Source organism: Endozoicomonas sp. Z74 (assembly GCF_057680865.1).
Genome location: NZ_JBLYZI010000036.1, coordinates 12,729 through 34,485, shown reverse-complemented (window position 1 = coordinate 34,485; position 21,757 = coordinate 12,729). Strand labels below are relative to the sequence as shown.

Sequence of the window (21,757 nt, the reverse complement as noted above, 5' to 3'; positions counted from 1 at the left end):
GCCTCAGCAGACCGCCTGCTGAGGCGGTTCTGTGATTACTGATCAAATGCGGCGACCACACCCGTACGAATGCCAACATAGGCCGCTCCGTTAGGACCCAGTACCACTGGTGCAGTGACGCTGGAGAGGGTGTCCAGTATTCCTCCGGAGCCTTCGCCAATCAGGCGGTCAAACTTTTCCTCACCGGTATTGAAATCCACTGCGGTTAGATACCAGCCCCCCAGCCGGTCTTCTTCCTTCTGCTTTTTAAAGGTGTAGAAGTAGAGCAGTCCGGTCGCCGTGGACAGCCGGGGCAGAGACTGGGACAACAGATCCGTGCTCCATTTGACGTCGCATCCGCTGTGGTCCAGCCTGACATCCACGCGCATCACTCCAGGTGAGGTTTCCAGGGCATTGCCGGAATAAACATGACCGTAGTCGTTTTGTACCACCATGGCATTGTCGTAGACCAGTATTGAGTTCTCTGTCGCACTTTCTCCGGGCTTGAACAGCGGCACTTTGCACACTTCTCTTGAACCGCTTACACGGGTTTTGCGCTTGTACACCATCAAGTGGGTTGAGGGGGAGCCATCATCGGCAATAGTGACAAGGTCGTCTCCGATCAGTGTCGGGGAAGTGCCTGAGCCAAAAGAGAGCGTTCCCGGTTTCTGGGCTTCTCCCCGGTCATAGGGAATGCGCCAGCTCCAGTAGGGGGCACCGGTATTCCGGTCAATGTTGAACTGATAGAGAGCATGGGTGGAAACGATGTATACGCCTTCCTGGTCCACGGCAAATGAGTTTTGAATCAACTCATCCGGTCCTTCCATCTTGTAGGTATAAAACTCGCCACTGGCTTTGTCCCGGTAACCGGTGTAACCGTTGCTGGTGACAAACCAGAGGTTGCCCTCCCAGTCCGGCATTACATCATGGATATTACTGCCTTCCGGCATCACTCCGCTGATGTCGTATTCCTCGGCTACCTGCCATTGCGGCTGATCACCGGATTCATTCAGTTCAAGTATTTTGATGGTGTTATCCGCTGGAGCCAGGATCGGGCGGTCCCTGTGGTCCAGGTGAAAGTAGCCTCCGCCACTGTTATCGGAGGATGTTTTCCTGGGCATATCGTATTTTGCCAGGGTTTCCAGAGTGTCCGGGTCCAGCAGATGGAGTTCCACGCCGGTCAGTTTGATGCTGACTGTGATCAAGCGCCCTTTTGAGTCAAAGGCAATATTAGGGGCAACGCCAACGATGGAGCTGAAATTGCGGTGAATGGCCCGGGTGTTCTGCCCCAGTGGCCCAGGGTAACTGCTGAGATTACGGTTATAGGAACCACCGTGCATACTGCTGCGCTCGGACTCTGCCAGAAATGGGTGATGAGTCTGCTGGCCATCTGGCAGTGGCGTGGCTTCTATGGCTTCACCCATGGTCAAGGGGACATGGTTCTGAGTTGAGGCCAGGTAGCCCCAGACAGAGGCAGCAGCAATCGCGGTCACCGCCAGAACGGTCTTGGTTTTTTTATTTTTCATCGTCGTTTTTCTTATTGTCGTTTTTTTGGGGAGAAAACCTTCAGGCCACTGCCAGGTTAATTACTTCCACCTTAACCGGTACGCCATGAACCACTGCATTGCCCGTCAGCTCATCAATGACTCTCTCATTGGTGATGTCATTCAGACTGACACCGGCATGGGCCTCGGCCACCTGGACACGGGTACCCGGTCGGTTGTGGCCCCAGGCATGGGGCATACAGACCACTCCGGGCATAATGTCCGGCGTGATTTCCACCGGCAGTTCAATGCGACCTACGGCAGACGAGACTGCAACGGTGCTTTCCTGGTTGATGCCCCGTTTGTGGGCATCGTCCGGATGAATCAACAGATGGCAGACCGATTTTCCTTTTACCAGACGATGACTGTTGTGCATCCAGCCAAGGGTACGGCTAGTCAGACGACTGATGATTTGAAGGTCGAATTCTGAATCGGCTGGCAGGCCCTGTTCGTTCTTCTGATCGACCTGTTCCAAAAAGCGGGCCTTCAACCGGGGCAGGTCGCTGACCAGAATATCCGGGGCCAGCTGTATCTTTTTATCTTTGGTTTTCAGCCCTTCAGGCAGGCTGCGCTCCAGGTTCCCAAGAAAGACGCCTCCGGGATTGTCCTTCAGTTTCTGCAGGGTCAGCGCCTTTTTGTTAAATGGGTTCAGCCCGGGCCCATAGGGACCGAACCTCAACCCAAGGGCAACAATTCTGTCGGGTGTTACCAGTTTTTGGGTGAGCCAGGAGCCTGCCTTTACCATGGCGCGGGACAGGGGGTTGCCTGACCGCTTTTGCAGTATCCGGGAGAACAGTTCCCGGAGGATTTCAAAGTCGGTATAGCCCTCCCCTTCGGGCTTGAACAGCCGGGGAGAGTATTTCGCCCAGTTAATGGTGTCGTACAAGTGGTAGTACAGGTCGTAATGGCTTTTTTCAAAGGGGCCAATGGGGGGTAGAATCACACTGGCATGACGGGTGGTTTCGTTCAGGTAGGGGTCAATGGCCACCATGAAATCCAGTTGATCCAGGGCCTCTTCAAGGCCTTTGCCGTTGGCCATGGACAGGGCCGGGTTGCCGCCGATGGCCATGAGTCCGCGCAGCTGGCCTTCGCCAGGGGTGGTGATCTCTTCTGCCAGTACACACAGTGGTAGTTCGCTGCTGAACTCCGGGCGGCCGCTGACCCGGCTCCGGTAACGGTCCCAGCTGGTTTCTGCCAGGGATCTTGAGTCGATGGCGGTTCTGGGGAACATCATGCCACCGGGTTCATCCATGTTGCCGGTAATGATATTGACCACCTGCATCAGCCACTGGCAGAGCCCCCCGAACTCCACCATGGAGACCCCGGTTCGACCATAACAGATAGCTGATTCAGCGGTGGCAAACTCCACGGCCAGCCTTTCAATCACTTCCACCGGAATCCCGGTTACCCGTTCAATGTCGTTCATAGGGAAATCATCAAACAGGGTTTCCAGGGTGTCCCAGCCATGAATATGGTTTTTTAACCGCCCCGGGGTTGCCAGGCCCCTGGCGAAGATGGTTTTGATCAGGCCAATCAGGAAAAGGGCATCGGTGTTGGGCCGGATAAAGTAGTGCTCACTGACATGTTTCGCGGATTCGTTGCGCCTGGGATCAATCAGTACGGTTTTGCCGCCCCGCTTGTGAATGTCCACAAACTTTCTCTGGGGGTTGGCTCCGGTGGACATCATGGCACCGTTGGATACTCTCGGGTTAGTGCCCAGCATCAGGTAGTAATGGGTGCGGTTGATGTCGGGAACCGTGATCAAAAACTGGTGGCCCAGCATGAAATGCCAGACAAAGTTATGGGGCATCTGGTCTACGGTGGAACCGGTGTAGATGTTTTTTGAACCCAGGATTTTTCTCAGGGGGGCGATGCCCAGCAGTGCCCCCAGGTTATGGGCACTGCTCCGGCCACAGTATGAGCCCACCGAGTCCCTGCCGTAACTGGCCTGAGTGTTGACGACCTGCTCTGCGGCGAACTCAAAGGCCTCATCCCAGCTTATCTCCTGCCATTGGCCATTGATTTTCCGCAGGGGGCGACGAAGGCGGTCCGGATCGGTGTGAACATCCTGGAGCCCTGTTGCTTTTGCACAGATATTGCCTTCGCTCAGGACATCATTGGGATCCCCTTTAATGGACAGAATCTTGTCACCCTCGTACTCAACGGCAATGCCGCACATGGTTTCGCACAGGTGACAGGTCCGATAGTGGGTGCTGCTCATGACTTGCGCTCTCTTATGGCTATTATTCTGGCGGGAGTGATAATTTAATAATTTATGATTAAGTTTGGATGATAGTGTCAGAAGTTCCCTGAGGCAAATTTAATTGCTCAGAATGAAGAAGTAGGGCAGGAAAGTATTACTCTTCCGGTTCCGGCTGGGAGATCAGGTCGACGATGGTCTGAACCAGGGTCTGATGAAAAATACGTCGGCTGACGCCCTTTTCCAGGGTGAAGTACCGGGCCAGTCCATGAATCACCAGGCAATCCACCAGCGCCATCCTGGAAGACAGACTGTCCTGGGAAAGTCCCTGAATAAAAGGGGTTAACAACTCCCGGATTTTCTGGCCTTCGGCCTTACGTTCAGGGCGGGCCATGCGCAGGGCATTGAACGGTTCCGATACCATCAGCTGGCTGTGGATTTTCAGAAACTCCCTGCCACCTTTGCGGGGATTGAGCTTTTCCGCCATTGGAGCCACGATGACTTCTACGACCTGTTGAAGTGAGTAGTCGTTTTGTTGTTCCAGCTCCTGGATCATCTCGGCCCGGCGTTCCGCGACGCCCAGCGAGTGTTTGTTCAGGACCGCATTGATCAGCCCTTCCTTGTTTCGAAAATGGTATTGCAGGGCGCTGCGATTTTTCAGGCCGGATGCCTTGAGCACATCAAAGAGGCTGGTGCTTTCCAGCCCTTTTTCCGCAAACAGTTTTTCCGCGGTATCAATCAGAAGTTGACGGGTGATCTGGGTATCTCTGCGCAAGTTCTACTCCTAAACATTACCGGTCACACGAACGCGCTTGCTGCCTGAGGAGGCCAGGGGCTCACGGGCTTTGCGGGATTCCTCCAGGCGGCGGTCAATGATGTTTTTGATGGCGATCAGAAAGCCCATAAACACAAAGGCCCCCGGTGGCAGAATGGCAAACAGGAACTGCTTGTAATCGGGAATCACGGTAATCGTCCAATCCGCCGCTACCGGGCCCAGCAGCAGATCCATGCCTGCAAACAGGGTACCCTGTCCAAACAGTTCCCGTAAACCGCCCAGCAATACCAGTATCAACCCGAAGCCCATGCCCATCATCAGGCCATCAAAGGCGGCGGGAAGCACAGGGTTTCTGGAAGCAAACGCATCGGCCCGGCCCAGGATGATGCAGTTGGTGACGATCAGGGGAATGAATATTCCCAGAATTCGATAGAGTTCATAGGTATAGGCCTGCATCAGCAGCTCAATGCAGGTGGTAAATGACGCGATAATCATCACAAACACCGGCAGGCGGATGGCATCGGTGACCTGGTGGCGGATCAGGGAAACGGCGATATTGGAACCCATCACCACCAGCATGGTTGCCACACCGAGCCCCAGGGCATTAACGACGCTGCTGGAAACGCCTAATAGAGGGCAGAGTCCCAGTAATTGGACCAGGGCAGGGTTATTGCTCCAGAGTCCGTCCCTGGCAATTTTGGCCGCCTTTTGTACAGAAGCGTTGGCAGAAAATGCCGATGAGAGTGAATCAGACATTATTCAGTCTCCTCGCTGGTCTCTGGTGTGTGCTTTTTCTGAACACGTGTTTGCGCTCTTGATGGATCAGCGGATGGATCTCCGAGCAGTTGATTCCGGTTGTCCCTGAAATATTCCAGGGCTCGATGGACCGCAGCGACCACGGCCCGTGGCGTAATGGTGGCTCCGGTAAACTGGTCGAACGCTCCCCCGTCTTTTTTTACCCCCCAGCCTTCAGCGCCGGGGTTGTTCAGGGATTTTCCGGTAAAGCCATAAACCCAGTCAGAAACCGTAGTGTTGATTTTATCCCCCAGCCCCGGTGTCTCCTTGTGGGTGATGGCCCGTACTCCGGCCAGAGTACCGTTCCGGTTAATGCCCACCAGCAGTTCAATCCGGCCATTATAACCGTCCGGTGCGATCACCGGGAGAATGATGGCGGAAATTTCACCGTTTTGCCGGGCAATATAGGCATCCCGGGGTTTCTGGATGGACAGTTGTTTTGACGGCTCAAGGGTGAGTTTTGAATCCACCAGAACATTGTCGTGGGTTCCCGCGGGCAATATTTCCATCAGAGCCCTGGCCTCATAGGCCCGGACTTCGGCGGCAATTTTATCCCGGGTGTAGACCCAGGTCAGGGAAATCAGGCCAACGGTGAAGATGGCAAACAGACCCAGACCCAGGCTGTTTTGCAGAATACTCCTGAGCAGAGGGTTCTGTTCTTTTTTAAGGTCAACGGGTTGATCCGGGGATTCCAGCGGGCTAGCCCCGTGCTCTTTTTGATTGTCTTTCTGGCCGCTCATGGTTCAGTCCTTCCTGGGCAGGCCCTTGTTGGGCTTGCGGTGGCCATAGGTGCGTGGCTGGGTGTAGTAATCGATGGTGGGGGCTGCCATATTCATCAGCAATGTGGCAAAGGCGACACCGTCAGGGTATCCACCCCAGGCCCGGATGATGTACACCAGGATTCCGACGCCAGCGCCAAAAATAAGGCGTCCGCGGTTGCTGGTGGCGCCACTGACCGGGTCGGTAATAATGAAAAAAGCCCCCAGCATGGTAGCGCCGCTGAACAGGTGGAACAGGGGCGAGCCGTGGCTTTCAGAGCCGGTACCGCCCCAGAACAGAGTGGCCAGAACGGCCATGGCCGCCAGCATGCCCACCGGGGCGTGCCAGGTAAATACTTTTTTATAAAGGAGAATGATCCCGCCAATGAGGTAGGCGAGGTTCACCCAGAGCCAGCCGCGGCCCGCAATACTCTGAAAGACCGGATTGGACGCCCAGAGTTCATTGATCGTGAGGCTTTTGTTTTCTCTCAGCACATCCAGGGGGGTGGCCATGCTGATGGCATCCACATTCACTTCCTGGCTAAAGGGAAAGATGGAAAACAGGGCGTCGCTGAACTGCCCCGTGTGACCCTCGAGGCCAAGAGGGGGGAGCCAGGTGGTCATTTCCTGGGGGAATGATATCAATACCAGAACATAGCCCAGCATGGCCGGGTTGAACGGGTTCTGTCCAAGTCCACCATAGAGGTGCTTGCCGATGATCATGGCAAAGGAAACCGCCACCAGCGACAGCCACCAGGGGGCAAAGGGTGGCAGCGCCAGGCCAAGGAGAAGTCCGGTGACCAGTGCACTGCCATCACTGAGATAAAAGGCCAGCGGCCGTTGGCGCAACCGGATCACCAGAGCTTCACAGGTCAGTGCCACCAGGGAGCACCAGATGACGTTAATCAGGGTGCCCCAGCCGAAAAAAACGGTCTGGGCGGCCAGCCCTGGAAGGGCGGCCATCAGAACCAGCTTCATCACCTTCTGGGTGCTGTTGGCGCCCAGTTTGTGAGGTGAGGTTTGTTGTGCCCTCTGGCGAATCAGAGTCATTGTTTCTTCCACTTGGCCCGTTCCCGGAACGGGCATTTTCGATCATTTCAGTTCAGCATCAAGCGCCGCTTTGGCGTCCGCCGCTTTCCGTTCTGCCTCGGTCAGCTGTTGCTTCAGGTGGTCGAGTTCTGAACCGTCTGCTTTGTCAATGGCCCGGAGCAGCTTTTTCACGGCAGCATTGGCCATGGCGCTCTCAATTTTGAGTTTTTTTGCGGTATCACTGAGGGTGGGTCTGCTTTTTTTCCCGGCAGGGGGGGCTGCCTCGGGCTCCGTAGTCGGGCTCTGGGGGGATTCAAAAGCAGCCAGTTTGGCCTGGCACTCTTTCACTTGCTGCTGCAGGGCCTCAGTGGTTTCGCTGTTTTGTTCAACGGCCTGAGCCAGTGCCCGTTCAGCCTTTTTCAGGGCGGCTCTGGCCATGGCCATTTCAACTTTGCGCTTCTTCTCCTCGTCGGATACCGCAGGCCGTGCTTTTTTCGCCGGCTTGTCCTGAGGAGGTTGAGTGGCACTGCTCTCTGAAGATTGATCAAATGCCTTCTGAAGGGTGCTGACCTGTTCATTGAGCAGCTGAAGGTTGGCTTTCAGGGCCTTAATGCTCTCTTCACCGGGGTTGTCACGACCTTCTTCTGCGACCAGAGCACGCTCGGTTTTCTTCAGCTGGGCTTTGGCCATGGACAGCTGAATCTTCAGTTCTTTCTGCTCTGGTGACAATATCGGTCTGGCAGCCGCTGCTTTTCGGGCCTTTGCCCGGGCAATGGCGGCTTGCACAGGATCCTCTTCGGTTTTAGCTTCCGGGGTTGAAGAAGGTTCACTGTTTGTCTGGGCTTTGGCGGCTTTCAGTTTTGCCGCCCGCTCTGCGTTGGCTTTTCTCTTGGCTTCTTTTTCGGCTTTTTCCTGCTCAAGGCGGGCCAGCCGATTTTCATAACGCACCCTTGAGCGTTCCGATTTGGCATGTTTGGCTTCCTGGGTTCGAATGGCACCCTTGGAGGCCCGGTAGTATTGCACCAGCGGGATGGAAGAAGGGCAGACATAAGAGCAGGCCCCACACTCAATGCAGTCAAACAGGTTGTGGTGCATCAGCTGATCGTGATTTTCCGCCTTGGCATGCCAGTACAATTGCTGGGGCAGTAGCGAAGAAGGGCAGGCTCCTGCACACATCCCACAGCGGATACAGGCCTGGGCCGGGGGAGAGGGTGGAAATTCATCGTGGCTGCCGGCAATCAGACAGTTGGTGGTTTTTATGACCGGGGTATCCAGGCGGTCATCTATGTGGTCAAGAGTGAAGCCCATCATGGGGCCTCCTACCACCAGCGTGGCCAGCTGGTCCTGTTGCAGACCGGCAGCAGCCAGCAGGTCTTCAGACCGGGTGCCCAGGAGGACTTCCATATTCTGCGGTTGGGCCAGGGCGTTTCCGGTCAGGGTGGTGATCCTGGATATCAGTGGCCTGCCATCCACAATCGCTTCTTTAACGGCGACGGCGGTGCCCACATTTTGTACGACCATGCCCAGGTCTGCCGGCAGTTTGCCGGAGGGGACTTCCTGGCCGGTGAGAATCTGGATCAGCTGTTTTTCTCCACCGGAGGGATAAACGGTTGGGAAAACGACAATATCCAGGTTTTTCAGGGTGCTGAACTTCCCGGCAGCAAGGCGCATGGCCTGTATCGCCTCGGGTTTGTTGTCCTCAATGCCGATCAGGCACGCTTCGGCCTGAAGAAGGTGTTGAAGGATTTCGGCGCCCTTGAGAATGTCTTCTGCCCTTTCCCGCATCAGCATGTCGTCGGCGGTGATGTAGGGTTCGCACTCGGTGCCATTGAGCACCAGGGTGGTGATGGGGGTTGCCGGCGCTATTTTGATGGCGGTGGGGAATCCGGCACCGCCCATGCCACTGATACCGGCGTCGCGGATTTTCTGAACCAGTGTTTCCGGTGTTTCCTGACGGAAATCCGGGGTAGGGAAGAGCTCGCACCAGCGATCTTCCCCATCGGTTTCCAGCACAATACAGATGTCGTGAAATCCGGAAGCATGGGGGATCGGCCTTTTTTCAATGGCGATAATGCGGCCTGAACTGGGGGCGTGTACCGGGGCGCTGACAAAGCCCGTGGGGCGGGCAATCAACTGCCCTTTTAGAACTTTGTCACCCACTGATACAACGGGGTCCGCCGGACTCCCTGCATGCTGTGATAAAGGCAGGATCAGCTGCTCTGGCAGTGGCCCTGTGGCGATGGGCCGGCCCGTGGACTGATGTTTATTTTCTTCGGGGTGAACGCCGCCGGTCAGGGGCCATATCCGGCGTTCAGAACTGGCAATCATTCTTCCCGGCACGCTTTGCTGTTCTCTTTTCTGCTCTCTTTGCTGGAGAGTGTTTGGGGAGGTAGCTCCATGGGATGAAGCGTCTGACGGGGTAAGCCGCTGGCTATTGCTGACAGGTGACAGGCTGTTCATTTGGCTCATGCGGCCTGCCCTCTACGGTCAGTGGCAATAATGCCCGTGGCCGGTGCTGGCAACTCCCAGCTCCAGGTTCGGAGGGTGGTTTCTACGGGGCGCATCTCAATGCAGTCCACCGGGCAGGGTTCAACGCAGAGGTCGCAGCCGGTGCACTCATCGGCAATAACCGTGTGCATCTGCTTGGCGGCCCCAAGAATCGCGTCCACGGGGCAGGCCTGAATGCATTTGGTGCAGCCAATGCATTCGGCCTCACGGATGAAGGCCACTTTGGTAATGGATTCTTCCCCGTGCTCAGCGTCCAGAGGTTCCGGTTCAACGTCCAGCAGAGCCGCCAGGCTGTTAATGGTGGCCTGACCCCCGGGGGGGCACTTATTGATGGCTTCTCCGTTGGCTATGGCTTCCGCGTAAGGGCGACAGCCAGGGTGTCCACACTGACCACACTGGGTCTGGGGCAGGATGTCATTAATCTGGTCGACAATGGGGTTGCCTTCCACTTTAAAGCGGATGGCGGCAAACCCGAGAATAGCGCCGAAAATCAGGGCCAGGGCCAGCAGGGCACCAATGGCGTAAAGAACGATGTCCATAGTTTGAAAACAGGGTCTCCTTTACAACTTGATCAGGCCGGTGAAGCCCATGAAGGCCAGGGACATCAGGCCCGCACTGATCATGCCGATGGCTGCGCCACGAAAAGGGGTGGGCACATCGGCAGCAGCAATCCGCTCGCGCATGGCAGAAAACAGCACCAGTACCAGGGAAAAGCCCGCAGCGGCACCAAAGCCATAGGTGGCTGAGTCCACCAGGGAGCTGTCCATCCGGTTGGTGTTGAGCAGGGCAACCCCCAGCACCGCGCAGTTACTGGTGATTAATGGCAGAAAAACCCCCAGCACCTTATGAAGCAGGGGGCTGACTTTACGGACCACCATCTCGGTGAATTGCACCACCACGGCGATCACCAGGATGAACGAAAGGGTTTTCAGAAACTCCAGGTTTAAAGGCAGCAGAATGTATTGGTAGGTTAGGTAGCTGCAGATCGAGGCCAGGGTCAGCACAAAGGTGGTGGCCAGGGACATACCCATGGCGGATTCCAGCTTGTTGGAGACTCCCATAAAAGGACAGAGCCCAAGAAACTGGACCAGAACAAAGTTGTTGACCAGTATGGCGCTGACCAGAATCAGTATCAGTTCGCTCATTGGTTTTCCTGCTGCATGCGACTTGCTGCCCGGCCGGGGGCACATGGGTCATCTGAAAGTGAAACGGCCTGAAATCCCGGATACCTGACAGAGGGCGTCAAGTATATATTCCTGTGGAAAGCAGTTAAATCTTTTCCAAAGATTCAAATCGAATATATATAAACCCATGCCCTGAGGTGTCAGCCATGAGGCCTTCGTGAGGGGGCCGCTGTCAGAAGGCAGAGGATTATAGCGCTACTGGAAGAAGGATGCATTCAGTGTTATGGGCAATACCGTGAGTGTTATCAGAACTGAGGAGTCCAATACACTGAAAAACTAAGGCGTCACCAGCCTTTGAAAGTGTTCAATTACCCGATTTAACAGAGGTGCCGGAGGGCGCTTGCTGGACCAGGCCAGGCCCACCGTCCGGTGATCCACCACCCCTTCTGAAAAAGGACGGATCACCAGTTCCGGCCACTCTCTGGCCATTTCTTCCGGTAGAAAAGAGACCCCGCAGTTGGCCAGCAATAGCATGGCGACCTGTTGCTTGGATTCCGCCCGGGCGACAATGTTCACCGAAAGGTTTTTCCGGGCCAGCATGCCGAGGGTTCTGTGGTGAGCCTCGCAGGGAGGGCAGATGATAAAAGGCTGATGATTAAGGTCTTCCAGTTTCACTTCTGGCTTCTGAGCCAGTCGGTGATCCTGATGCAGGCAGAAAACATAATTCTCCCGGAACAGGGGGAGGAAAAGCTCATCGTCGCTTTTCATGAAATCAAGAACCAGCCTGGCATCGCAAGGTTCTTCCAGTTTGCTCAGCTGCAGTGTGTTTTCCCCAATCACCTCCTGAATCTGAGAGAGTACCCGGCCCATGGCTCTGTAGGGAAGTTCAGGCATGACGGCGATGGACACAGACTCCCTGCGTTTTTTCTCCATAAACAGTTTTGGGATACTGTCCAGCTTTTCCACCATCTGCAGGGCAACAGGGTAGAGCTGTTCTGCCTCGGTGGTTGGGATTACCCCCCGTTTGCTCCGGTTGAACAGCAGACACCCAAGCTCTTCCTCCAGCTGGCGTATGGCATTGGAGAGGGCGGGCTGGGAGACAAAGCTCCGCTCAGCGGCGTGGGAAATATTCTGCTCTTCGTACACCGCGACAAATTGCTTTAGTAGCCGGATATCCACTGAATGCCCTGTAATAACCTGTACTTATGGATCATCAAAATAAAAGGTATTTTATGGGAGAGTGTTCCTGAAGGAACATAGCGGCCTGGTTGGGGGCGCCACTGAGAAATTGATGAATAACGGTGCCGAAGTTTACAGGAGACTCTGATAATGACCAAACCTCTCGTCGTGATTACCGGTGCCAGTTCCGGAATTGGTGAAGCCATTGCCCGTACTCTGAGTGAGCAGGGCCATGCATTACTGCTGCTGGCCAGGCGCATTGAGCGACTGGAAGCGATGGCTCTGCCCAATGCTCTTTGCCGGAAAGTGGACGTTACGGACAGGGAAGCCCTGAAAGCCGCCATTCACGAAGCCGAAGAACAATACGGACCAGTAGACTGCCTGGTGAATAATGCCGGTTTAATGCAACTTGGCTTTGCCCACGAGCAGGATCCAAAGGAATGGGACAACATGATTGATGTGAACATCAAGGGCGTTTTAAACGGTGTTCATGCCGTTGCAGCCCAGATGAAAGCCCGAAAGGGGGGCACCATCATTAACATCAGTTCTGTAGCGGGCAAGAAAGGCTTTCCCAGTCATGTGGCTTATTGTGGAACCAAGTATGCGGTGCACGGTCTGTCAGAAACCCTTCGGGAAGAGCTGGCTGACGACAGTGTCAGGGTTATTACGATTGCTCCCGGTGCCGTTGAAACGGAATTGCTGGGGCACACTACCTCAAAAGATATTGTTGAAGGCTATGAAAGTTGGAAGGACTCCATGGGCGGTGTCATTGTGCCCCAGGATATAGCCAACTGTATTTCGTTTGTGTATCAGCAGCCCCAGAATGTCTGCATTCGTGAGCTGGTTGTCACCGCAACCAGGCAGCCTGCCTGATCGTAAAGGTCAGTTTGTGCTTACTTTCTGGTTTGACGGATCAGGGCGTGGCTTATGTGACTTAGGGTGAGCTGATGTTTTTCTGGCTTTAGGTAATTCCGGCGCTGGACGACGGTCATCCAGCAAGTGCCGTATCGTCAGCACCGGGTGCTTCAGAAGGAGTCTGGGGCCTGCCCAACGCATAATAGTGCGAATTTTCTCCCTCGGTTCCGGCTTGTAGCAGTGTACAGGACACTGAGCGCAAGTCGGTTTTTCCGCTCCGTAGATACACCTTTCCAGTCGTCTTTTGCAGAAAGCCTGAAGCGACAGGCACTCATTGCAGAGCGTGGGGTGCTTGTGGTGGTGCTGGCAATAAAGCAGGATCATTGCGGACACTGTCCGGTATTCCCGCTCAAGCCTAGGGTGGCCTTTAAGGGTCAAGGGCATAACTGCAATCCCATTGTCTGAATTCTCACCGCTTTCAGAGGTACTTATGTTCACATAATCTGTCGGGAACGCCAAATGGTCTTCTGAATCTTTCAGGTGCTCACCGGGTGATCGAAAACATAAGCCCAACAGACTGCCAGAGAAATGCTGTATGATGGGCGTTCGCCGATTTTATGATGGACTCCGGTAACAAACGCAGTGACTCAACCATGAGCCAGACAACCCTTCAGAAAACTGCAGAAACAGCAGTGATTGAAAAAGAGAAGTTGAACCAGGAGACCGCCAGAATAGCCTGGGCTGATCTTCAGAAACATTTTGCCCGGGGTGTGGTTTACCGGGTTGATCCTTCCCTGGACTTGATAGAAGTGGGTTATCAGATGTCTGTAGATAACCGTGAACAAGTCGGGAAGTGGCTTGACCAGGAGCTGCTGGGGAAGGTGACCGACCGGCAGGCTGGCCACTGGTATGAAACCAGTGCCGTTTTGTGGGCGACGGTGGTGCAGCCCTGGGTGTTGGTACAGGCTGCCAGGGATGAAGTGAGTGGAAGAACACCGTAACTCTGTTCAAATATCGAATAATGTTAGGCTTTCTCTGGATGAAGTTGAGCTGAGTTTTATCCGTGCCCAGGGGGCCGGAGGGCAGAATGTCAATAAAGTGTCGTCTGCAGTGCACCTTCGTTTTGATATTCAGGCCTCGTCATTGCCTCTGTTTTACAAAGAGCGGCTGTTACGACTGAGTGATTCACGCATTACCCGCGATGGCGTGATTGTGATCAAGGCCCAGCAGTTTCGCACCCAGGAAAAAAACCGGGAGGATGCCCTGCAGCGTCTGGTGGATGTGATTCGTCTGGCTGGTGCGGTACAGAAAAAGCGCCGTCCCACCCGCCCAACACGCTCCTCTCAGAAGAAGCGTGTTGACCGGAAAAAGCAGCGGGGGCAGGTTAAGAACCTGCGTGGCCGGGTCAGTGACTGAATCTGGGTTGAAATGCCCATAGCGAAAAAAAGGTCTTAACGCAGGAATAAAGCAGAGAGTGATGAGATGACCCCCGCCATTAATGCCCTCAAAAAAGCGAAAATTATCCACCAGGTGCACCAGTATCAGCATGATCCAAACAGTACCTCCTATGGTGAGGAGGCGGTTGAGAAAATGGGGCAGAATCCTCATCAGGTGTTTAAAACCCTGGTGGTCACACTTGATTGCAAACAGCTGGCGGTAGCGGTGGTTCCCGTTGCCGCAAAACTGGATCTGAAAGCCATTGCCAGTGCCTGCAAAGCCAAAAAAGCCGCCATGGCAGAACCCGCTGAAGTGGAGCGAAGCACCGGCTATGTGCTGGGTGGGGTCAGCCCTCTTGGTCAGAAAAAGCGGCTGCTAACGGTTGTGGACCGCTCTGCGGAATCTTTTGACTCTGTTTTTGTCAGTGCCGGGCGCAGAGGGCTGGAAATAGAGCTGGCACCTGACCAGTTGTTGAGGCTGACGTCCGGTGTCTTTGCTGGAATTACCCGTTGAACGAACTGCCTGATGTGTGGGCGGCATAAGAAGGGCAAGTGACCAGGTGATCATTGACCAGCCCCATTGCCTGCATATAGGCATAACAGATGGTGCTGCCCACAAAGCTGAATCCCCGCTTTTTCATATCCCGGCTCATCCGGTCTGACACTTCAGTGGTGGCCGGGACATCGGCCATGTTCTGATGATGATTGATGATGGGGCTGCCCTCGACAAATGACCAGAGATAATCACTGAAGCTGCCAAATGCCTCCTGAACCCGGATAAAGGCCTGGGCGTTTTTTATGGCACTCTGGATTTTGAGGCGGTTGCGAATGATGGATGAGTCCTGCAACAGGCGCTCAACATCCTGCTCATTCATCTGGGCCACTGTATGGACATCAAACTGGTGAAATGCCTGTCGATACCCTTCCCTTCGCCGGAGGATGGTGATCCAGCTGAGCCCGGCCTGGGCGCCTTCCAGGATCAGAAACTCGAAAAGCTTCCGGTCATCATGGCAGGGAACCCCCCACTCTTCGTCATGGTACTGGATATAGAGGTCATCGCCATGGCACCAGTGGCATCGTGGGTCGGTCAAAACAGGGGTACTCCGTCATCCTTTAATGGGTGGTCAGGTGTTTCAGAATGGCTGTCTGATGGAATGAATATACCAGGCTTGCCTGCTGAAAAGCGATGTTTCCTGATGCCGCTGCTGATCTTCAATTGAGAGCTTTGAATTCTGGCCACTACTGCCATTGCCGGTTAAGATACACTTTCAATCCATTAAAGGCGTAACGCGAATGAAGATAGCCAAAGAGAGAGTGGCGCTGTTTCATTACACCCTGAAAAACGAGGGGGGCGAAATTCTCGACAGCTCGGAGGGCGAGTCTCCCATGGCTTATCTTCACGGTGAGCACAACATTGTCGAGGGGCTCGAAAAAGCGCTGGAAGGCAAAGCAGCCGGTGACAAGCTGGATGTGACTGTTGAGCCCGCAGAAGCCTATGGCGAATACGATGAGAACCTGGTCCAGCCGGTACCCCGTGAACAGTTTGGTGACCACCCAGTGGAAGTGGGCAACCAGTTTCATGCGGATACTGCCATTGGCCCAAGGGTGGTAACGGTGGTTGCCATTGATGATGAGCAGGACCAGGTGGTAATTGATGCCAACCATGCCCTGGCCGGTGAAACACTTCATTTTAATGTTGAAGTGGTTGAAGTCCGGGAAGCCACCAAGGAAGAGCTGGATCACGGTCATGTTCATGGACCGGGTGGACATGTGCACTGAGTTGCAGCCTCCTTTCTGATTAAAAAAGCCGACGCCCGTCGGCTTTTTTGGTTTTTACTGTTTGAGAAGAGCATGGCTCAGCCTGAACTCATTTGAAAATGCACCTTTTGCTTCTCGTTTCGAACTTGTTCGAAACAATCGCAGGGATGCGGCCAGAAACAGCTTGCTGTTTCTGGATATAGACCGCGCAAAGCTCCAACGTGACAAATATGCACTTTCTAAGTTGGCGCGGTTTAAACGAAATGAACGAGTTTACGAATACAGGATATTTACAAGCATTCATGTATGTATGTAAACTGCAGTCAAAATGATTTGCCATTCCAATAAGTAGAAGCCCATGAAAACCAGAAAAATAGTTGTAGCTTTCGGGGTGCTGGCCATTCTGGCACTGGCCGGTTACCGGCTTAATGGCCCGGGAGAGGGCGCCCCTGTTGTTCATGAAATATCCCCCGTTCGAGTGGAAACCCTCCAGGTTCAGCCTGGATCGTTGTCAGCCTGGGCCTTTGCTGAAGGAACGGTTGAGGCGCTGCAAAAAGCCTATCTGAATTTTGAGCAGCCGGGAAAAGTGGTTCACATTGGCAGTCTTGCGGATGGCTCAATGTTACGGGAAGGGGCCCGGGTGTTTGGACCCAACGATGATGTGCGTCTCGGACAGATGCTGGCCAGAATGGATAACCGGGAAAATACCGCAGAGGTTCTGGCCCTGGAAGCCCGGCTGCAGTCGGCCAGGGAGAGAAAAAAAGAAGCGGAAGCCGGGGTCAACATGGCCCTGAATGACCAGAAACAGGCAGAGCAGGATTTTGCCCGAATTGAGGCGATTTATAGCAAGGGCGTGGTATCACGAGATGAGTTTGACCGCTATCGCACCGCCATGCTCAATGCCCGGGTGGGGGTTGAGGCGGCCCAAAGCAGCCTGCAGGCGGCCATTTCGGAAGAAAAAGGCGTTGCTGCGGATTTGAACCGGGCCACGGTCAATCTGGAGAAAACCAGCCTGTTTGCGCCTTTTGACGGAGTGATCACCGCCATGAATGTCCTGCAGGATAACTATTACTACCCTCCTGCCGGTATCAGCTCCAGTAAAGAACGTGAGGCCACCAGTGCCATTGTGGTGGTTGACGACAGCCGTTACGAAATAAAGCTGGAAGTCTCCGAAGCCGAAGCGGGTTCGATCCGGGAGGGGCAGTGGGTTTTTCTGGCCCAGGATGACCGGGTGCTTTATGACGCAGTGGGTTCTGATTTTGATCATCCCGGTATTGTTAAAGGGCAGGTATGGTCTGTCAGCCCGGCATTAAGTCTCCAGCGTCGTTCAAGGCTGGTGAAGGTTAGAACTTCCGGGGATGCCCGCGCTATTCAGGATGGAATGTTTGTTCGGGCCTGGATAGCAACAGAGCGCAGGGAGCAGGCATTGACTCTGCCCTGGCAGGCTTTGTCGTTCAGAGATGGCAGGCCCTTTGTTTTTGTGGTGGGCAGTGATGACCGTGTCCAGCAGCGGTGGCTGACGCTGGGTTTGCAGGGGTTACTGAATATTGAAGTTATCCAGGGGCTTTCTGAGGGCGATCGGGTCGTGGTTAAAGGCCAGCACCTGCTGACCGGGGGCAGCCAGGTTGAGTTAGTGGGCCAGAAACTCGCGGTTCAAAATGAAAGCAGTCAGGCAGGGGGCGGGCAATGAAGTGGTTAAACCGCAAATTGTTTTTGGAAACCCTGTTTGCCCGGTTGTTACTGGGGCTATTTCTGCTGTCCGGGGTTCTGTCCTATAACTCGATGGTTCGGGAAAACTATCCGGATCTGGAAATTCCCAAGGCGCTGGTGACGGTCTCCTGGCCCGGGGCGGCTCCGGAGCAGGTGGAAAAAGAGGTCACCAAACCCCTTGAGGATGAAATCCGCAGTGTCAAAGGGCTGAAGACGTTCAGTAGTGGTTCTTACCATTCTTATTCAGTGGTGGCGGTTGAGTTTGATGCCGATATGCCGGTTGCGGACGCTCTTCAGCGGCTCAGGGCGAAAGTGGATAAAGCGGAAAGTGAGTTTCCGGTGGGCAGCGGGATTGAAAAACCGGAAATCGAAGAGATGTCGGTTGCCGATATGCCGGTAATCAGCTGGGTTTTGCACGGCGATGTGGATGATCTGGTGCTGACGGATGTGGCCAAACGACTGGAGTCCCGTTTTGAAGCCATTTCCACGGTCAAGAAAGTAAACCTTGGGGGGCTCCGGGAAAAGAGCCTGCATATACGACTTAAATCCCATAAATTAAGGGAGCTTGGCATTTCTCCGTTACAGGTCCGGGATCGGGTGCAGGCCGCCAACGAAGATATGGCCTGGGGGGAGTTTGAGAGCAGTGAAAGCACCTTTACCCTGTATCTTGCGGGGCGGTTTGACAGTGTGCAAAAGGTCAGGCAATTGCCCATTACCCGGCTGGGGGATAACCGGCCTGTTCGACTGCAGGAAATCGCCGATGTCAGCCTGAGGCTGGACCGGGAAAAAAGCCGGAATTATTTCAGTCTGGATAACGCCCCGTTTACCCGGGGTATCACTCTGGATGTGACTAAACGACCCGGTGAAGACAGCTTTGCTGTTATTGCTGCGACGGAACAGTTAGTGGCGGAAGTGACCGGAGACAGCATCTGGCCTCAGGGACTGACCCTGACCCGGGTAACCGACGACGGTGAACTGATTGAGCTGGCCTTTGAAGAGATTTCCGGCTCAATGATTCAGGCCGTGATCATCGTTTTTGCGGTTTTGATGTTTCTGCTGACCTGGCGGGAGGCCCTGATTGCCGGGATCGCCCTGCCCGTGACCCTGCTGGCAACCCTGGCCGGAATGGCCATTCTTGGTTATACCCTCAATTCAACCATTATGGTGGGCATGGTGCTGGCTCTGGGTTTGCTGGTGGATGTCTTTATTCTGGTAATGGAGGGCATGCATGAAGGACTGTACGTACGAAAAAAGTCTTTCTCAGAAGCAGCCCTTGATACCGTGAAGACGTTTATTCTGCCGGCCACTGCCGGACAACTGACCACTATCCTGGCCATGGTACCTTTGATGATGGTGGGAGGTATTCCGGGTAAATTTATTCGTATATTGCCACTGACTATTACCATCAGCCTGCTGGTCAGTATTGTTGTCGCTTTTGTCATTTGTATCCCCCTTTCAAGATATCTTCTTGAGAAGGACTCCGGTCGTACCAGGGAACTGATGATTGATCGACTGAGCAGGAAGTATCGTGTACGGCTCAGTAACTGGCTGTCAGGTGCTGTCCTGAAGAGTCGCCTCGTTGCGGGCTGCTGGGTAGCAGGAGCCTTCGGCCTGTTTGCACTGAGCCTGGTGGCGGCAGGAAAACTGCCAGTCATGATGTTTTCAGAAAGTGATGACCGCAAAATCGGGGTGGCAATACAGTTGGGGCCAGATGCCACCCTGGACCAATCCCAGAGGGTGGCGGACCTGGCCGGGGAATATTTGCGAAAGCAGCCCTGGGTTGAGAAAACCATCGCCTATGTGGGGGAAAAGAGCCCGGTGACCACCAGTTCTCTGAATGAGTCCCTGTTACCGGCAAAGGCCACCAATCAGGTGGGGTTTACCCTGATACTGGTTCCCCGGAAAGACCGGGACCGCTTCTCTTTTGATTACCTGGACGACATTCGTGCCGGGCTTGATCAGGCGCTGAAAAACGAGGCGGGCCTTGAAATGTTTCTCACCCATGTGGGAGGCAACCCCTATAATGCCGCGCCGGTTCAGATTGAATTGGTGGGGGCAGACTATGATGTGCTGAGGGATATTTCAGCGGATGTCCGAAGACAGTTGTCGCAGATACCCGGTGTTCAGGGCGTCCGGGATAACCTGGGGGCGGCCCACCGGGAGATCCGTTTTCATTTTCTTCCGGAGCGGCTGAGTTTTCATGGATTATCCGAGCAAAGTGTCGCTCAGCAGGTGCGTATGGCCATGGAAGAAGACGACTTCGGGCGTTTCAAGGTGGCGGGCATTCAGGATGACCCGGACATTCGCATCAGTATGGAGTGGCCAAGCCGCGCCGGAGATCTTGGCAGTCCAAGGCACCTGGCAGAAATGCAGCTAATGCGGGTGATTACAGAGGATGGCCGGGGAGTGCCTTTTCTGGATTTGGCTGATTACCAGCTGATGGCTGCTCCCCAGGTGTTTGTGCATACCAATGGGCAGAGAGCGGTGACGGTGCAGGCCCGTTCTGAAGGCGAGACGGCAACAACTATCATGAAGGCCATGATTCCCCACCTGGAAAAAATGAAACAGTCCTGGCCTGCTGGCTATGACTACCGGCTGGCGGGTGAGATGGAGTCCACGGATGAGAGTTATGGCAGCATGGGGGGCGCTCTGATGCTGGCCATGGGCATGATCTTTGTTCTGCTGACGCTGGTGTTCAACTCCATGCGTCAGCCCCTGATTATTCTTCTGGTGGTACCCCTGGCATTGACCGGTACCTTTATCGGCTATTTTCTCGTGAATATACCCATGTCGTTTATTGGGCTGATGGGTGTGGTTTCCCTGGCTGGCATAGCTGTGAATAACGGGATTGTTCTGATTGAAACCATGAACCAGCATCGACACAGTGGGATGTCGGTTGCTGAAGCAGCGGCCAGGGGAGCGGCTGACCGCCTTCGTCCGGTGATCAGTACCAGCCTGACCACAGTTTTGGGGTTGATTCCCCTGGCTAGCAGTGACCCCCAATGGTATCCCCTGTGTATGGCCATCATCTTTGGGCTGGTTGCTTCTACTCTGTTTGCCATGGTGGTGGTGCCTGCCCTTTATTTACTTCTGACGCCTGAAACACGTTTTTCAGAGAATGACTGTACTGCCGAGCTTAGCCCTCACCCAGACCCTCTCCCAGAGAGAGAGGGCTTTAAAAGTTTGCACTGCCAAACTCCCTCTTCCAGAGGGGGAGGGCTTTAAAAGTTTGCACCGCCTAACCCCCTCTCTCAGAGGGAGAGAGCTTTAAAAGTTTGCACCGCCTAACCCCCTCTCTCAGAGGGAGAGAGCTTTAAAAGTTTGCACCGCCTAACCCCCTCTCTCAGAGGGAAAGGGCTTTAAAAGTATGCACTGCCTAACCCCCTCTCCCTCTGGGAGAGGGCCGGGGTGAGGGAAATTATGGTTCGAAGAACGAAAGAAGACGCTGAAAAAACCCGGATCCAGCTATTGGAAACAGCGTTGGCTCTGTTCAGTGAAAAGGGAATAGCCAATGTGACCCTGGCCCAGGTGGCATCTGCTGCGGGAGTGACCCGGGGGGCGATCTACTGGCATTTCAAAGATAAGGCCCAGATGCTGGAAGCCCTCTGGGAAAAAGTGTTTGACCCACTGGACCAGTATTTTGCTGCCCAGCTTGAAGCGGATGAACAAGATCCTCTGAGGGTGCTCAGTGAGCTGGGAAAGCGGGTATTGAAGGAAGTGGCCACCAACCTTCAGTTTCAACAGATCTGCCGCATCAGTCAGCAGGCGGCCTTTGACCTGCAGATGATTGAGCGTTGGAATGAGTTTTGTCTGCAAAGCCGACGGCAGGTGACGCTCCTGATGAAAAGGGCAAAAAAACGGGGGCTGTTAAGAGAGGACATCTCTGCAGAAGCCGCTTCACTGGTCGCCAGTGGTTATTATCAGGGGGTGATAGAACGATGGCTTTGTGTAGGAGAAACCGTTGACCTTGAGCTGGAGGGGGACAGAATTGCAGAAGTGATTTTTGATGGCCTTCGGGCGAAACCGCACCAGATTGGTTCAGGCCTGTGTTAATTAATCTTTAGGTAATCGGCTATGGGAGAGATATTTCCATGGTTATACAGAAGA

General features: G+C 54.4%; 20 protein-coding genes. 8 read left to right on the top strand and 12 right to left on the bottom strand.

Going from position 1 to position 21,757, the window contains the following annotated elements; translation table 11 throughout:
• Positions 1–35: 35 nt before the first annotated feature.
• The 10 genes from ACNRUY_RS12410 to ACNRUY_RS12365 form a co-directional block, all read right to left on the bottom strand.
• Positions 36–1,505: a PQQ-binding-like beta-propeller repeat protein gene (locus ACNRUY_RS12410; RefSeq protein WP_488111954.1), complete on the bottom strand. Its 1,470-nt coding sequence runs from the start codon at positions 1,503–1,505 to the stop codon at positions 36–38.
• 40 nt (positions 1,506–1,545) lie between these two features.
• The gene (locus ACNRUY_RS12405; RefSeq protein WP_488111953.1) at positions 1,546–3,744 is read right to left on the bottom strand and encodes a molybdopterin-dependent oxidoreductase; all 2,199 of its coding nucleotides are present in this window, start codon (positions 3,742–3,744) and stop codon (positions 1,546–1,548) included.
• A 136-nt stretch (positions 3,745–3,880) separates the two neighbouring features.
• Positions 3,881–4,498 (bottom strand): TetR family transcriptional regulator, encoded by a 618-nt coding sequence (locus tag ACNRUY_RS12400; protein WP_488111952.1) that lies wholly within the window; start codon positions 4,496–4,498, stop codon positions 3,881–3,883.
• 9 nt (positions 4,499–4,507) lie between these two features.
• Complete coding sequence (locus ACNRUY_RS12395; protein WP_488111951.1) at positions 4,508–5,254, bottom strand: electron transport complex subunit E; 747 nt, start codon at positions 5,252–5,254, stop codon at positions 4,508–4,510.
• Positions 5,254–6,033 (bottom strand): electron transport complex subunit RsxG, encoded by a 780-nt coding sequence (rsxG, locus tag ACNRUY_RS12390; RefSeq protein ID WP_488111950.1) that lies wholly within the window; start codon positions 6,031–6,033, stop codon positions 5,254–5,256. The genes ACNRUY_RS12395 and rsxG overlap by 1 nt, the downstream gene beginning before the upstream one ends.
• Positions 6,034–6,036: 3 nt before the next feature.
• The gene (rsxD, locus tag ACNRUY_RS12385) at positions 6,037–7,101 is read right to left on the bottom strand and encodes an electron transport complex subunit RsxD (RefSeq protein WP_488111965.1); all 1,065 of its coding nucleotides are present in this window, start codon (positions 7,099–7,101) and stop codon (positions 6,037–6,039) included.
• 42 nt (positions 7,102–7,143) lie between these two features.
• A complete protein-coding gene (gene rsxC / locus ACNRUY_RS12380) occupies positions 7,144–9,549 on the bottom strand; it encodes an electron transport complex subunit RsxC (RefSeq protein WP_488111949.1) in 2,406 nt (801 codons plus the stop codon).
• Complete coding sequence (gene rsxB, locus ACNRUY_RS12375) at positions 9,546–10,127, bottom strand: electron transport complex subunit RsxB (RefSeq protein WP_488111948.1); 582 nt, start codon at positions 10,125–10,127, stop codon at positions 9,546–9,548. Before rsxB ends, rsxC begins: the two co-directional genes overlap by 4 nt.
• 21 nt (positions 10,128–10,148) lie before the next feature.
• Positions 10,149–10,733, bottom strand: a complete 585-nt coding sequence (gene rsxA, locus ACNRUY_RS12370; RefSeq protein WP_488111947.1) for an electron transport complex subunit RsxA — start codon at positions 10,731–10,733, stop codon at positions 10,149–10,151.
• 315 nt (positions 10,734–11,048) lie between these two features.
• Positions 11,049–11,891 (bottom strand): LysR family transcriptional regulator, encoded by an 843-nt coding sequence (locus ACNRUY_RS12365; RefSeq protein WP_488111946.1) that lies wholly within the window; start codon positions 11,889–11,891, stop codon positions 11,049–11,051.
• A 150-nt stretch (positions 11,892–12,041) separates the two neighbouring features.
• Here ACNRUY_RS12365 and ACNRUY_RS12360 point away from each other — a divergent pair, with 150 nt between their 5' ends.
• A complete protein-coding gene (locus tag ACNRUY_RS12360; RefSeq protein WP_488111945.1) occupies positions 12,042–12,764 on the top strand; it encodes an SDR family oxidoreductase in 723 nt (240 codons plus the stop codon).
• 9 nt (positions 12,765–12,773) lie between these two features.
• Here the strand turns inward: ACNRUY_RS12360 and ACNRUY_RS12355 are convergent, their stop codons facing one another.
• Complete coding sequence (locus ACNRUY_RS12355) at positions 12,774–13,190, bottom strand: nitrous oxide-stimulated promoter family protein (protein ID WP_488111944.1); 417 nt, start codon at positions 13,188–13,190, stop codon at positions 12,774–12,776.
• 209 nt (positions 13,191–13,399) lie between these two features.
• Here ACNRUY_RS12355 and ACNRUY_RS12350 point away from each other — a divergent pair, with 209 nt between their 5' ends.
• The 3 genes from ACNRUY_RS12350 to ybaK all read left to right on the top strand — a co-directional run bounded on the left by ACNRUY_RS12350 (position 13,400) and on the right by ybaK (position 14,696).
• A complete protein-coding gene (locus tag ACNRUY_RS12350; RefSeq protein WP_488111943.1) occupies positions 13,400–13,747 on the top strand; it encodes a DUF2288 domain-containing protein in 348 nt (115 codons plus the stop codon).
• Complete coding sequence (gene arfB / locus ACNRUY_RS12345; protein WP_488111942.1) at positions 13,731–14,162, top strand: alternative ribosome rescue aminoacyl-tRNA hydrolase ArfB; 432 nt, start codon at positions 13,731–13,733, stop codon at positions 14,160–14,162. The genes ACNRUY_RS12350 and arfB overlap by 17 nt, the downstream gene beginning before the upstream one ends.
• 66 nt (positions 14,163–14,228) lie before the next feature.
• Entirely contained in the window at positions 14,229–14,696 is a 468-nt protein-coding gene (gene ybaK / locus ACNRUY_RS12340) for a Cys-tRNA(Pro) deacylase (RefSeq protein WP_488111941.1), read from the top strand.
• Here ybaK and ACNRUY_RS12335 read toward each other — a convergent pair.
• Positions 14,686–15,273 (bottom strand): DNA-3-methyladenine glycosylase I, encoded by a 588-nt coding sequence (locus tag ACNRUY_RS12335; protein ID WP_488111940.1) that lies wholly within the window; start codon positions 15,271–15,273, stop codon positions 14,686–14,688. The two genes, ybaK and ACNRUY_RS12335, sit on opposite strands and share 11 nt — an antisense overlap.
• 202 nt (positions 15,274–15,475) lie before the next feature.
• On the opposite strand from ACNRUY_RS12335, the gene ACNRUY_RS12330 reads away from it, so the two are divergent.
• The 4 genes from ACNRUY_RS12330 to ACNRUY_RS12315 all read left to right on the top strand — a co-directional run bounded on the left by ACNRUY_RS12330 (position 15,476) and on the right by ACNRUY_RS12315 (position 21,703).
• Positions 15,476–15,961, top strand: a complete 486-nt coding sequence (locus tag ACNRUY_RS12330; protein WP_488111939.1) for an FKBP-type peptidyl-prolyl cis-trans isomerase — start codon at positions 15,476–15,478, stop codon at positions 15,959–15,961.
• 337 nt (positions 15,962–16,298) lie between these two features.
• Positions 16,299–17,630, top strand: coding sequence for an efflux RND transporter periplasmic adaptor subunit (locus ACNRUY_RS12325; protein ID WP_488111938.1), 1,332 nt, complete (start codon positions 16,299–16,301; stop codon positions 17,628–17,630).
• The gene (locus ACNRUY_RS12320; RefSeq protein ID WP_488111937.1) at positions 17,627–20,875 is read left to right on the top strand and encodes an efflux RND transporter permease subunit; all 3,249 of its coding nucleotides are present in this window, start codon (positions 17,627–17,629) and stop codon (positions 20,873–20,875) included. Before ACNRUY_RS12325 ends, ACNRUY_RS12320 begins: the two co-directional genes overlap by 4 nt.
• A 195-nt stretch (positions 20,876–21,070) precedes the next feature.
• On the top strand, positions 21,071–21,703 hold the full coding sequence (locus ACNRUY_RS12315; RefSeq protein ID WP_488111936.1) for a TetR family transcriptional regulator: 633 nt from the start codon (positions 21,071–21,073) through the stop codon (positions 21,701–21,703).
• Positions 21,704–21,757 lie beyond the last annotated feature (54 nt).

Coding starts and splice junctions, on each gene's coding strand:
- ACNRUY_RS12410 (WP_488111954.1), bottom strand. CDS start 1,505: ATGAAAAATAAAAAAACCAAGACCGTTCTGGCGGTGACCGCGATTGCT.
- ACNRUY_RS12405 (WP_488111953.1), bottom strand. CDS start 3,744: ATGAGCAGCACCCACTATCGGACCTGTCACCTGTGCGAAACCATGTGC.
- ACNRUY_RS12395 (WP_488111951.1), bottom strand. CDS start 5,254: ATGTCTGATTCACTCTCATCGGCATTTTCTGCCAACGCTTCTGTACAA.
- rsxG (WP_488111950.1), bottom strand. CDS start 6,033: ATGAGCGGCCAGAAAGACAATCAAAAAGAGCACGGGGCTAGCCCGCTG.
- rsxD (WP_488111965.1), bottom strand. CDS start 7,101: ATGACTCTGATTCGCCAGAGGGCACAACAAACCTCACCTCACAAACTG.
- rsxC (WP_488111949.1), bottom strand. CDS start 9,549: ATGAGCCAAATGAACAGCCTGTCACCTGTCAGCAATAGCCAGCGGCTT.
- rsxB (WP_488111948.1), bottom strand. CDS start 10,127: ATGGACATCGTTCTTTACGCCATTGGTGCCCTGCTGGCCCTGGCCCTG.
- rsxA (WP_488111947.1), bottom strand. CDS start 10,733: ATGAGCGAACTGATACTGATTCTGGTCAGCGCCATACTGGTCAACAAC.
- ACNRUY_RS12360 (WP_488111945.1), top strand. CDS start 12,042: ATGACCAAACCTCTCGTCGTGATTACCGGTGCCAGTTCCGGAATTGGT.
- ACNRUY_RS12355 (WP_488111944.1), bottom strand. CDS start 13,190: ATGCCCTTGACCCTTAAAGGCCACCCTAGGCTTGAGCGGGAATACCGG.
- ACNRUY_RS12350 (WP_488111943.1), top strand. CDS start 13,400: ATGAGCCAGACAACCCTTCAGAAAACTGCAGAAACAGCAGTGATTGAA.
- ybaK (WP_488111941.1), top strand. CDS start 14,229: ATGACCCCCGCCATTAATGCCCTCAAAAAAGCGAAAATTATCCACCAG.
- ACNRUY_RS12330 (WP_488111939.1), top strand. CDS start 15,476: ATGAAGATAGCCAAAGAGAGAGTGGCGCTGTTTCATTACACCCTGAAA.
- ACNRUY_RS12325 (WP_488111938.1), top strand. CDS start 16,299: ATGAAAACCAGAAAAATAGTTGTAGCTTTCGGGGTGCTGGCCATTCTG.
- ACNRUY_RS12320 (WP_488111937.1), top strand. CDS start 17,627: ATGAAGTGGTTAAACCGCAAATTGTTTTTGGAAACCCTGTTTGCCCGG.
- ACNRUY_RS12315 (WP_488111936.1), top strand. CDS start 21,071: ATGGTTCGAAGAACGAAAGAAGACGCTGAAAAAACCCGGATCCAGCTA.